This window comes from Microvirga massiliensis (genome assembly GCF_001006805.1).
GTDB lineage: Bacteria > Pseudomonadota > Alphaproteobacteria > Rhizobiales > Beijerinckiaceae > Microvirga > Microvirga massiliensis.
The window spans coordinates 1-11588 of the sequence record NZ_LN811369.1 but is presented as its reverse complement, the minus strand read 5'-3'; the positions used below and the strand labels follow the sequence as shown (position 1 = coordinate 11588).

Here is an 11588-nt window from a genome sequence, read left to right as displayed (position 1 = left end):
CTGGATACCGGAAGCCATGAACATTCACCTGCCGTCCATCGAGCCGACAGTGACTCGCGCGACCCTTGCCAACGCCGTGCGGGCGCTTGCCATGGATGCCGTCGAGCAGGCGAAGTCCGGCCATCCGGGAATGCCGATGGGCATAGCGGATGCAGCAACCGTGCTGTTCACGCAGTTCCTGAAATTCGATCCGTCGAAGCCCGACTGGCCGGACCGGGATCGCTTCGTCCTTTCGGCCGGCCACGGCTCGATGCTGCTCTACGCGCTCCTGCATCTTACTGGATACGAGCACGTGACGCTCGATGAGCTGAAGCGGTTCCGGCAGCTCGGCTCGCTGACGCCCGGACACCCCGAGAACTTCGTGACACGGGGCGTGGAGACCACGACGGGTCCTTTGGGGCAGGGCATCACGACGGCCGTAGGTATGGCGCTTACGGAGCGGATGCTGAACGCGCGCTACGGCGATTCCCTGGTCGATCACTATACCTATGTCATCGCCGGCGACGGCTGCCTCATGGAGGGCATCAGCCACGAGGCGATCGACTTCGCGGGCCATGTCGGTCTGGGACGGTTGATCGTCCTCTGGGACGACAACGGGATTTCCATCGATGGTCCGACGTCGCTGTCCACGTCGACGGACCAGATCGCCCGCTTTGCCGCCTCGGGCTGGCACGTGCAGAGCGTCAACGGGCATGCGCCGGATGAAGTCGAGGAAGCAATCCGGCTCGCACAGGCGACGCATCGTCCGTCATTGATCGCCTGCCGCACGGTCATCGGCTACGGAGCGCCGAACCGGCAGGGTACCGAGGCGGTTCATGGTGCGCCCCTGGGTGCGGCTGAAATCGCCGGTGCGCGTGAACGCCTCGGATGGAGCCACCCGCCTTTCGAAATTCCCGATGCGATTCTGGCCGCCTGGCGCCGGGCTGGTGAGCGCGGCCGCGCGTTGCGCGAGCAATGGGAAGCAAGACTAGCCGAGGCCCCGACGCGTGCGGACTTCCTGAATGCACTTTCGGGTGAGGTGCCGGATGTTGTCTACGAACGGCTTCACGAGCACAAGCGCGCCCTGGTCGAAGCCAAGCCGAGCGTCGCGACGCGCAAGGCGTCGGAGATGGCGCTCGCGATCGTCAACGGCGCAACGGATCTGACGATCGGCGGCTCGGCCGACCTCACCCACTCGAATCTGACGATTACCCCGAATCTGGACTCGGTGCAGAAGGATCGGTTCGGCGGACGCTACATCCGCTACGGCGTTCGCGAGCACGGCATGGCGGCAGCCATGAACGGCATCGCGCTCCATGGCGGTTTCATTCCTTACGGTGGGACGTTTCTGGTCTTCTCCGATTATGCGCGCGGCGCCATTCGCCTTTCGGCGCTCATGGGCCTTCGCGTCATCTACGTGCTGACGCACGACTCGATCGGCCTGGGAGAGGATGGCCCGACGCACCAACCGATCGAGCATCTGGCGATGCTCCGGGCGACCCCGAATCTGTACGTGTTCCGGCCGGCCGATGCGGTTGAAACCGCAGAGTGCTGGGAGATCGCTCTCCAGAGCCGGGAGACACCCTCCGTCCTTTGCCTGTCGCGCCAGAACCTTCCGACGATTCGGACCCAGAAGAGCAATGAGAATCTCTGTACGCGCGGCGGATACGTACTGCGAAACGGAGAGGGCGCCCGTGACGTCACCCTGCTGGCGACGGGCTCGGAAGTCGAGATCGCCCTTGCGGCAGCGGATCGCTTGGCTGGCGAAGGCCTGAATGCGGCCGTCGTGTCGATGCCGTCCTGGGAGTTGTTCGAGACTCAGGACGAAACCTATCGCAGCCGTGTTCTCGGCAAGGCGCCGCGGATAGCTATCGAGGCGGCCGCACGCTTCGGATGGGACCGCTGGATCGGGGAGGGCGGCTCCTTCGTCGGAATGCAGGGCTTCGGTGCTTCGGCGCCTGCCTCCGATCTCTATTGCCACTTCGGAATCACGGCCGATGCCGTCGTCGATGCAGCGCTCCGAACGATGGAGCGGGCTCGATGATCGGCGGAGCTGAGACATGCATAGCGCAGCGAGGACGGCTCTCGGGCGCAATGAACGGGAGCTGCTTGCATTCCATCACCTTCACCCCTGCCGCGTAACGCCGGATCCGCGAGCAAGCCGAACGAACAGGAGTTAGCCATGGACCTGGATATCAGAGCCAAGACTGTGACCGGTAAGGAACGCTACAAGTCGGGCGTCCTGGAATACCGCAAGATGGGGTACTGGGAGCCCGACTACGAGCCCAAGGACACGAATCTCATCGCTCTGTTCCGGGTGACGCCGCAGGATGGTGTCGATCCGATCGAGGCTGCCGCTGCCGTGGCGGGAGAATCTTCGACGGCGACCTGGACGGTGGTCTGGACCGACCGGCTTACCGCCTGCGAGAAATACCGCGCCAAGTGCTACAGGGTGGATCCGGTCCCGAACAGCCCAGGCTCCTATTTCGCATACATCGCCTACGATCTCGACCTGTTCGAGCCGGGCTCGATCGCCAATCTCTCGGCCTCGATCATCGGCAATGTCTTCGGCTTCAAGCCCTTGAAGGCGCTGCGCCTCGAGGACATGCGCCTGCCGGTCGCCTACGTGAAGACGTTCCAGGGGCCGGCGACCGGGATCGTGGTCGAGCGCGAGCGTCTCGACAAGTTCGGCCGGCCCCTTCTCGGCGCGACCGTGAAGCCGAAGCTCGGATTGTCCGGACGCAATTACGGTCGCGTCGTCTACGAGGCCCTGAAGGGCGGGCTCGATTTCACCAAGGACGACGAGAACATCAACTCGCAGCCCTTCATGCATTGGCGCGATCGTTTTCTCTACTGCATGGAAGCCGTCAACAAGGCGCAGGCTGCGACGGGCGAGGTGAAGGGCACCTATCTCAACGTCACGGCTGCGACGATGGAGGACATGTACGAGCGCGCCGCGTTCGCGAAGGAACTCGGCTCGGTGATCGTCATGATCGATCTCGTGATCGGCTACACGGCGATCCAGTCGATGGCGAAATGGGCGCGCAGGAACGACATGATCCTGCACCTTCATCGGGCCGGGCATTCCACCTATACGCGCCAGAAGACCCATGGCGTGTCGTTTCGCGTCATCGCCAAATGGATGCGGCTTGCCGGCGTCGATCACATCCATGCCGGGACCGTCGTCGGCAAGCTCGAGGGCGACCCGAAGACGACCCGCGGCTACTACGACATCTGCCGCGAGGACTACAACCCGATGCAACTCGAGCACGGGGTGTTCTTCGACCAGCACTGGGCTTCGCTGAACAAGCTCATGCCGGTTGCGTCCGGCGGAATCCATGCCGGCCAGATGCACCAGCTTCTCGACCACCTCGGTGAGGACGTGGTGCTGCAATTCGGGGGTGGCACCATCGGTCACCCGATGGGCATCCAGGCTGGCGCGACGGCCAACCGTGTCGCGCTGGAAGCCATGATCCTCGCTCGTAACGAGGGTCGGGATTTCGTCAACGAGGGGCCCGAGATCCTCGCCGAGGCAGCCAGGCATTGCCTGCCCCTGCGCCAGGCGCTCGACACCTGGAAGGACGTGACCTTCAACTACGCCTCGACCGATACCCCCGACTTTGTTCCCACCGCGACGGCGGCCGAGTAAGGAGAGATCCCATGAGAGTCACGCAAGGTTGTTTCTCGTTCCTGCCGGACCTCACCGACCAGCAGATCCACGCACAAGTCCAGTATTGCATTGATCAGGGCTGGGCCGTGAACATCGAATTCGCGGAAGACCCTCATCCCCGCAACACCTATTGGGAGATGTGGGGCATGCCGATGTTCGACATCAAGGATGCGGCGGCGGTGATGATGGAGCTGGCCGAGTGCCGCAAGGTCTATGGCGACCGCTGCTATATCCGGCTTTCCGGCTTCGACGCGAGCCACGGCTGGGAATCCGTGCGGATCTCCTTCATCGTGAACCGCCCGCAACCCGAGCCGGCTTTCGTTCTTGACAGGCAGGAGATCGGCGGACGCGGCCTGCGCTACACCACGCGCGTGCAGGCGCCCTGATTCCGGCATTCGAATCCGGGGCGCTGATGCGGTTCTCCCACGCTCTCGGAGCAGCGCCAGCGCGCGCTCGAACGGCTCCCCGGCACCTTGGGCAGCGGCGATTCCGGCGCCGCGCCCCTTTTCACCTGGAGTTGATCTCATGACGATTGGTGCGCTTGCCAGCGATCTTGCACCGGACCGTGCCGAGACGAATTCCGAGCTGCGGATCGATCTCCGGCAGGAATGCGCCGACACGCAGATCGGCGCCGTGCTCGATCAGCTCGATCGCGAACTCGTCGGCCTTGCTCCGGTGAAAGGCCGCATCCGGCAGATCGCAGCTTTGCTGCTCGTCGACCGCGTGCGCCGGCGTCTGGGCCTCGCTGCCGAAACGCCGACCCTGCACATGAGCTTCACGGGCAATCCGGGGACGGGGAAAACGACCGTCGCCCTGCGCATGGCCGAGATCCTGCACAAGCTCGGCTATGTTCGCAAAGGTCACCTCGTCTCCGTCACCCGCGACGATCTCGTCGGGCAGTATATCGGCCACACCGCCCCGAAGACGAAGGAGATCCTCAAGAAGGCGATGGGCGGCGTCCTCTTCATCGACGAGGCCTATTATCTCTATCGGCAGGAGAACGAGCGCGATTACGGCCAGGAGGCGATCGAGATTCTCCTGCAGGTGATGGAGAATCAGCGCGACGACGTGGTCGTGATCCTCGCGGGCTATGCGGATCGCATGGACACGTTCTTCCGCTCCAATCCCGGCTTCCGCTCACGCATCGCCCATCACATCGACTTCCCGGATTATACCGAAGGCGAGTTGCTCGCGATCGCAGAACGCATGCTCGAAGCTCAGAACTACCGCTTCAGCGATGCGGGGCGGGAGGTGTTCCGCAGCTATATTGCGGCACGCCAGAACCAGCCGCATTTCGCCAATGCGCGCTCGATCCGCAATGCCCTCGACCGCGCCCGCCTCCGCCAGGCGAACCGGCATTTCGACGATCCGAGTTCATCGGTCTCCGTGGAGGATCTCATCACCATTGACGCGCCAGACATCCTGTCGAGCCGCGTCCTGACCAACGGCGGACGGCTCGACGGCAACGCTCGCGACGAAGGCTCGCTACGGTCATGAACGACCTCGTCATCGCCCCATCGATTCTCGCTGCCGACTTCGCCCGGCTCGGCGAGGAGGTCCGCGACGTCGTCGCGGCCGGAGCCGACTGGATCCATGTCGACGTGATGGATGGCCATTTCGTCCCGAACATCACCATCGGCCCGGACGTCGTGAAAGCGCTGCGCCCCCATACGGACAGGGTGCTGGACGTCCATCTCATGATCGCGCCGGCCGATCCGTACCTGGACGCTTTCGCGAAGGCGGGCGCCGACGTGATCTCGGTCCATGTCGAGGCAGGTCCCCACATCCATCGCGCGCTCCAGGCCATCCGGCATCTCGGCAAGAGGGCCGGGATCGTCCTGAACCCGGGGACGCCGGCGAGCGCGGTCGAGCCCCTCCTCGACGCGGTCGATCTCGTTCTCGTGATGTCGGTCAATCCCGGCTTCGGCGGGCAAGCCTTCATCCCGGGGGCCGTGGACAAGGTCGCGCGCCTCTCCCGGATGCGCGGCGGGAGGGCGATCCGGATCGAGGTGGATGGAGGCGTCAGCGCGGCAACGGCCGGAGCCTTGGCCGCCGCGGGCGCCGATACCCTGGTGGCAGGTTCGGCCATCTTCAAAGGAGGTCCCGAGGCTTATGCAGAGAACATCGCGGCGATCCGCAGCGCGGCGCGCGCCGGACTTCGCCAACGCGCTGCCTGAACTGGCCTTGAGCGGCGATCTCTTCCCCCGCGGCATCATCTTCGACCTCGACGGGACCCTCGTGGACAGCGCGGCGGATGTCGCGGTGATCCTCAACGGGATCCTTCGAGAGACCGGCCTTGCGCCGTTCTCGGCCCGCGAGGTCAAGGTGCTGATGGGAGAGGGCATATCGGCCTTGATCCGCAAGGCTTTGCGCCTGCGGGACGTTGATGCGCCGGAGGCTGACTTGCGGCGTCTGTCGGACCGGTTCCTCGAGCGTTATTCCCGCGATCCCGTCTCCTCGACGAGGCCCTTCCCGGGGGCGCGCGACATCCTGTGCGGCCTTGCAGGCGAGGCTGTCGCCATCGGGGTCTGCACCAACAAGGCAGAGACGCCTGCGCGGCTCATTCTCGAACGGCTCGGCCTTGCCGACCATATCGGGGTGGTCGTCGGCGGAGATAGCGGGTTCGGGCGAAAGCCTGACCCACGGCCGCTTCTCGCCTGCGCATCGCGTCTTGGAATTCCGCCGTCTCAGCTCGTCTACGTCGGGGACCATCACATCGACGTCGAGACTGCACGGGCGGCAAAGGTGCCGGTCGTCGCCGCAGCCTACGGCTATTCGGGAGCGCCGGCGGTCAACTTCGGGGCCGATCGGGTCATCTGGTGTCTGTCCGAACTGCCGCTCGTCGTGCACGGGCTGACGGAGGAAACATGCGCGCTGCAGTGAAAGCCCTCATCTTCGACGTGGATGGCACCCTCGTCGACACCGAAGAGATCCACCGGCAAGCCTTCAACGAGACCTTTGCGAGTCTCGGCCTCGACTGGAACTGGCACCGCGCGCTCTACGGCAAGCTGCTCCAGGTCACGGGAGGCAAGGAGCGGCTCCTGCATTATCTCGCCCGCTACCGGCCCGACGAGGCGCCGGAGTGGGCAGACGGCGTGAAGGAGATCCATGCGCTGAAGACGGCCCGCTACACTGCGCTTCTCGAACAAGGAGAAATCGCGTTCAGGCCAGGCATTGCCCGTTTGATCGAGGAGGCGGTGTCGACGGGCCGGCGCGTCGCCATTGCCACCACGACGACCCGCGCAAATGTCGTCGCACTCCTGCAGCACGCGACCCCGAAGATCAACGCGTCGGCATTCGAGGTTATCGTCGCCGGGGATGAAGTCGCGCGAAAGAAGCCGTCGCCCGAAGTCTACGATGAGGTGCTGCGACAACTCGGAATACCGGCGTCCCAGTGCGTGGCGATCGAGGATTCCGCGAATGGGGTCCTGTCGGCCTGCCGTGCAGGAATCCCAACCCTTGCGACGCCGAGCCTCTATACGATGGGTGACGATTTCTTCGGTGCCTTCGCGGTGATGTCCGACCTCGGTGAGCCTCAGCGGAGCTTTGTCCATATCGACGGGGCCGGCTTCGACGAGGAAATGGTTTCCGTTGCCGCCATCGATCGTTGGCTGAGCCTCTCCAGGTTCCTGCCACGTGGGTCACGAGGGAAGGGATTGCACCCTCCCCTCGTGACCGCTCTCGAGATGACGCAATAATTTCGACCCGTTGCGTTGCTTTCGGAACGCAGGACCGACGAGTTCGTTTGCCCTGGGAGCAACCGCGCCCGAGCCAATGCGCATCGTTCGGATACCGATCTCGTGCGGATGCGGTCAGTGGCGCGAGAATTCAGGGCCTTCGTCGCGGAGTGTCGTTTCCGCGACGCCCGAGGGCGTGGAGTGATAAGCCGCGCGCCTCGCCGGGAGAATTCCTATTCCGACCAGCCTTCCGAACGAACAGCGTCTCCGCAGTCCCGGCTCGATGGAGCTCGATCCGAACTCCGAGGGCCTCGCTCTAGACGAAACTGTGCGGCTCATCGCGTCCAACAAGGTCGAAGGTACGGCCGTCTTCGACTCGCATGGCGAGCGCCTCGGATCTGTCTATAATTTCATGGTCGACAAGTTCACCGGTCAGGTCGCCTATGCGGTCATGTCGTTCGGCGGTCTGCTCGGTATCGGGGAGAGCTATCACCCCTTGCCATGGCGGGCTCTCCGCTACGACACGACGTTGGGCGGCTATGTCGTCGACATCGATGCCGACCGGCTCGGGCAGGCACCGCATTACAAGGAGGGCGAGGACCCCTTCGCGGACCCGGCCTATGGGCAGGCTCTCGAGGATTTCTACGGCAAGCCTGCCGCGGAATGAGGCAGCGGCGGAGGCCGCCCGTGAGAGACTCGTCGGAGAGAAGACGCGGAAACTACCCGCTGGCGCGCTCTGCGCTACCCTCCAGCGGACGAAAGACCTCGATACCGTTGATCCGGAACTGCGTGATGCCGGCCGTTCCGGCTGGTGACTTCAGCCATTCCTGCCAGAGGCGGGCACTCTCATTCTTCGGGTCGAGGAGAATGCTGACATAGGTGCTTTGGAGGATCGGGTCATCGGCGACCAGGATATCGAGGCCGCGCCGGTCGTGGGCCGCGGCGAAGGTGGCGCGCTCGACCAGAACATACGCCCCGAGCTGACTGGCGCGATTGAAAACGTCCTTCTCGTCGCCCGATGCTTCGACATACCAGGTCAGACGTGTCCGGACATCGACTCCGACACGGTCCCAGAGCGATACCTCCAGTGCGCGAAGCCCGAGCGAGGGACTGCTCGACACGAATGTGCCCCGAGCGCCGGCAATCCACCGAAAGGCTTTCTCGATGTCCCTCAGGCCACGCACCCGGGCGCGCTCGCCGCGGGTACCGAGCAGGACGCTGTCGGTCACGAAGACTGGCTCCGTTTGGGAACTCGGCAACGAATCGATCCTGGCGACGATGCGTTCGGGCACGAGAAGCGTGTCCAGTTCACCTGTGGAGATGTCGTCCTCCGTCTCGATCCGGCTAGTCGTGACCGCGATTCCGGTCTCCTTCCGGAAAGCCGGTGCGAGAGATCGGACGAGGGCCGCGACGGCGTCTGACGGGGTCCCGACCTTCAATGACAGATCCTGTGCACCTGCCGGGCCGAGAAGGGCCAGCGACGCGAGAGCCCCCGCAAGAAGAAGCTTTCCAAAACGCAAGTCAAACTCCTCACAACCTTGGCTCTCTCTAGCATCGGACCCAAAAGTGGATTCCACTTTTGGGTCCGATGCTTCGGTCCTTGAGCGGGGCATCGTACGACGCGGAAAGGTGGACCCACTTTTCCGCGCGATGCGCTACGGTATCATCCCTGATCGGTTTAGAACCAGGGCCTGGGACGGTGCGACCATGGGCCGTCATCCTGCATCGAAGCTTGGCCGCTCTCCGCTCTGCCCATGAACTCTCCGCCCCCAATCGTCTTTCATCCGGGTTACCAAGCTGAACTCCCCGAGGGGCACCGGTTTCCGATGCGGAAATATGGGAGACTTGCGGAAATCCTCCTCAGGCGGGGTCTAGCCCCGTCCGGATTCGTCGAGCCCGAGGCGGCCTCTGCCGAACTGCTCGCCCTGGCACATGACAGCGCTTACGTAGACCAGGTCTGCAATGTGGCGGTTCCACGGGATATCGAGCGCCGGATCGGCTTGCCGGTCGACGACGGGGTCGTCCGTCGTGCCAGACTAGCCGCCGGAGGTACGCTCCTCGCGGCAACACTGGCGCTCGATCATGGCTTTGCCGGAAGTGCGGCCGGCGGTAGCCATCATGCACAACGGGCGACGGGGGCGGGATTCTGCGTGTTCAACGACGTTGCGATCGCTGCGAAAGCACTCAAGAGGCGTGGCCGCATTAAGCGGGCGCTGATCATCGATCTCGACGTGCATCAGGGCGACGGCACAGCCGATTGCCTTGCGGACGACCCGGATCTTTTCACCTTTTCCGCACATGCGGAGAAGAACTATCCCGCGCGCAAAATCCTGGGCGACCTCGATATCGGTCTCCAGGATGAACTCGATGACGACGCATATCTGGCCATGCTGCGCGAGCAGGTTCCGGGGCTGCTGGACCGGCTCGACCCAGACCTCGTGTTCTTCAATGCGGGCGTTGATCCGCATCGGGACGACAAGCTGGGGCGACTTGCCCTTTCCGACGAAGGATTGCGCCGGCGCGACCGGCTCGTGGTCCATGAAACACGCCGGCGCGGAATTCCTCTCGTAGCGGTTATCGGCGGCGGCTATTCCACGGATGTGGACGCCCTCGCAGCTCGCCACGCAATAGTGTTCGAGGCAATGGCGGCCGTCCATAACAGCTGATCATGTGCCGCCCTGTACATTCGGACAGGGTCCGAGGCACGAGGCGGCCCGAGACTAAAGCGCGAGACGAATCGTTACTGGACAGGGCTGGTGAGCCCGGCATTCGCCACGGAAGGGGGATCGGGATTGGACCTCGAACGCGGTACAGGGCAACTCAATGGCCTTCAACCTGATTCCGGGGCATCAGGGCATCTGGTCGCCGACATGGCATCCGAGCCTCACCACGTTGTCATCGTTGGGGCCGGATTTGGCGGGCTCGCGACCGCTCGTGTGCTTGGGAACAGTCCGGTTCGGGTGACGCTCGTCGACCGGCGCAACTACCACCTGTTTCAGCCGCTCCTGTATCAGGTCGCGACAGCCGTGCTGTCGCCAAGCGACATCGCGGAACCGATTCGCCGCATCCTGAGCCGCTACAAGAACATCACGGTGCTGATGGGCGAGGTGACCGGCATCGCCACTGAACAGCGCGAGATTCAATTCGCCGGACGGGTCCTGCGCTACGACACGCTCGTCCTGGCGACTGGTGCAACACACAGCTATTTCGGCCATTCCGAATGGGAGAGGTTCGCGCCTGGCCTGAAGACTCTGGAGGATGCACGTCGAATTCGGGCCAATATCCTGCTGGCGCTCGAGCGTGCGGAACTCGAAACGGATCCGGAGGTGCGCCGGCGCCTGATGACTTTTGCGGTGATCGGTGGAGGCCCGACCGGTGTCGAGATGGCAGGCTCGATCGCCGGTCTCACGCACGAGGCTCTCGAACGGGAGTTTCGCAATATCGATCCGCGGCGGGCTCGAATTCTCCTCGTCGAGGCCGGTTCGCGCATACTGCCCCAGTTTCCTGAAGACCTGTCGGCCTATGCAGAGCGCGCGCTCGTGCGGCTTGGAGTCGAGATCAGCGTAGGTGCGCCCGTCAACGACATCAATGCGGATGGCATCCAGGTTGGCGAGACGTTCATTCCGTGCGGGACCATTGTCTGGGGTGCCGGAGTGCGCGCCTCACCGGTCGGTGACTGGCTGTCTCGAGAGACCGACCGGGCCGGTCATGTCTCCGTCAACCCCGATCTCTCGGTTCCCGGATTTGAGAATATCTATGTCATCGGGGATGCGGCTCTGGCCAAGGATGACAAAGGAACGCCGCTGCCGGGGCTCGCACAGGTTGCCCAACAGCAGGGTTACTATCTCGGACGGGCGCTTCTTCGGCGCATCACCAAAGGTGAGGAACCACCGCCTTTCCGCTTTCACTCGCGTGGAAATCTTGCCGTCATTGGGCGCAACGCCGCCGTGGTCGAATGGAATGACGTGAAGCTGCGCGGCTTCCTGGCATGGCTCGTATGGGGCATTGCCCACGTCTATCTTCTGGTGGGCTTCCAGAACCGGCTCATCGTGACACTGAGGTGGCTCTATGCATACCTGACCTACCGGCCGGGAACTCGCATCATTCCTGATGACAGGGGAGGGGAGGCAATGGCGAAACCGAACGAGCCACGCGGGACGTGATCGAGCACGATCGACGATGGCAAAACGCAAAAAGGCCTCGCGGAACGCGAGGCCTTTTTGCAAATCATTTCGTGAGAGGGAACGTGTTGGATGTGTTTT

Annotated in this window: 11 protein-coding genes; 10 read left to right on the top strand and 1 reads right to left on the bottom strand. The window is 63.7% G+C overall.

All coding sequences use genetic code 11. From position 1 onward, the window contains the following. Positions 1-16: 16 nt before the first annotated feature. The 8 genes from tkt (at position 17) to BN1233_RS38140 (ending at position 7993) form a co-directional block, all read left to right on the top strand. The gene (tkt, locus tag BN1233_RS38175) at positions 17-2023 is read left to right on the top strand and encodes a transketolase (protein ID WP_046868906.1); all 2007 of its coding nucleotides are present in this window, start codon (positions 17-19) and stop codon (positions 2021-2023) included. A gap of 138 nt (positions 2024-2161) precedes the next feature. Beyond that, complete coding sequence (locus BN1233_RS38170; RefSeq protein ID WP_046868905.1) at positions 2162-3628, top strand: form I ribulose bisphosphate carboxylase large subunit; 1467 nt, start codon at positions 2162-2164, stop codon at positions 3626-3628. Positions 3629-3639: 11 nt separating this feature from the next. Further along, entirely contained in the window at positions 3640-4035 is a 396-nt protein-coding gene (locus tag BN1233_RS38165) for a ribulose bisphosphate carboxylase small subunit (protein WP_046868904.1), read from the top strand. 139 nt (positions 4036-4174) lie between these two features. After that, the gene (cbbX, locus tag BN1233_RS38160; protein WP_082145895.1) at positions 4175-5146 is read left to right on the top strand and encodes a CbbX protein; all 972 of its coding nucleotides are present in this window, start codon (positions 4175-4177) and stop codon (positions 5144-5146) included. Next, positions 5143-5826 carry a ribulose-phosphate 3-epimerase gene (gene rpe, locus BN1233_RS38155; RefSeq protein WP_046868903.1) on the top strand — a complete coding sequence of 228 codons (684 nt, stop codon included), beginning with the start codon at positions 5143-5145 and terminating at the stop codon, positions 5824-5826. The genes cbbX and rpe overlap by 4 nt, the downstream gene beginning before the upstream one ends. After that, entirely contained in the window at positions 5762-6532 is a 771-nt protein-coding gene (locus BN1233_RS38150; protein WP_048709896.1) for an HAD-IA family hydrolase, read from the top strand. Before rpe ends, BN1233_RS38150 begins: the two co-directional genes overlap by 65 nt. Next, a complete protein-coding gene (locus BN1233_RS38145; RefSeq protein WP_063776744.1) occupies positions 6517-7347 on the top strand; it encodes an HAD-IA family hydrolase in 831 nt (276 codons plus the stop codon). The genes BN1233_RS38150 and BN1233_RS38145 overlap by 16 nt, the downstream gene beginning before the upstream one ends. 214 nt (positions 7348-7561) lie before the next feature. Further along, a complete protein-coding gene (locus BN1233_RS38140) occupies positions 7562-7993 on the top strand; it encodes a PRC-barrel domain-containing protein (RefSeq protein WP_046868902.1) in 432 nt (143 codons plus the stop codon). A gap of 52 nt (positions 7994-8045) precedes the next feature. Here the strand turns inward: BN1233_RS38140 and BN1233_RS38135 are convergent, their stop codons facing one another. Beyond that, positions 8046-8846: a substrate-binding domain-containing protein gene (locus BN1233_RS38135; RefSeq protein WP_046868901.1), complete on the bottom strand. Its 801-nt coding sequence runs from the start codon at positions 8844-8846 to the stop codon at positions 8046-8048. Positions 8847-9080: 234 nt separating this feature from the next. Here BN1233_RS38135 and BN1233_RS38130 point away from each other — a divergent pair, with 234 nt between their 5' ends. Then, the gene (locus BN1233_RS38130; protein ID WP_046868900.1) at positions 9081-9992 is read left to right on the top strand and encodes a histone deacetylase family protein; all 912 of its coding nucleotides are present in this window, start codon (positions 9081-9083) and stop codon (positions 9990-9992) included. A 204-nt stretch (positions 9993-10196) separates the two neighbouring features. After that, positions 10197-11489 carry an NAD(P)/FAD-dependent oxidoreductase gene (locus BN1233_RS38125; RefSeq protein WP_046868968.1) on the top strand — a complete coding sequence of 431 codons (1293 nt, stop codon included), beginning with the start codon at positions 10197-10199 and terminating at the stop codon, positions 11487-11489. Positions 11490-11588 lie beyond the last annotated feature (99 nt).

Coding starts and splice junctions, on each gene's coding strand:
- tkt (WP_046868906.1), top strand. CDS start 17: ATGAACATTCACCTGCCGTCCATCGAGCCGACAGTGACTCGCGCGACC.
- BN1233_RS38170 (WP_046868905.1), top strand. CDS start 2,162: ATGGACCTGGATATCAGAGCCAAGACTGTGACCGGTAAGGAACGCTAC.
- BN1233_RS38165 (WP_046868904.1), top strand. CDS start 3,640: ATGAGAGTCACGCAAGGTTGTTTCTCGTTCCTGCCGGACCTCACCGAC.
- cbbX (WP_082145895.1), top strand. CDS start 4,175: ATGACGATTGGTGCGCTTGCCAGCGATCTTGCACCGGACCGTGCCGAG.
- rpe (WP_046868903.1), top strand. CDS start 5,143: ATGAACGACCTCGTCATCGCCCCATCGATTCTCGCTGCCGACTTCGCC.
- BN1233_RS38150 (WP_048709896.1), top strand. CDS start 5,762: ATGCAGAGAACATCGCGGCGATCCGCAGCGCGGCGCGCGCCGGACTTC.
- BN1233_RS38145 (WP_063776744.1), top strand. CDS start 6,517: ATGCGCGCTGCAGTGAAAGCCCTCATCTTCGACGTGGATGGCACCCTC.
- BN1233_RS38130 (WP_046868900.1), top strand. CDS start 9,081: ATGAACTCTCCGCCCCCAATCGTCTTTCATCCGGGTTACCAAGCTGAA.
- BN1233_RS38125 (WP_046868968.1), top strand. CDS start 10,197: ATGGCATCCGAGCCTCACCACGTTGTCATCGTTGGGGCCGGATTTGGC.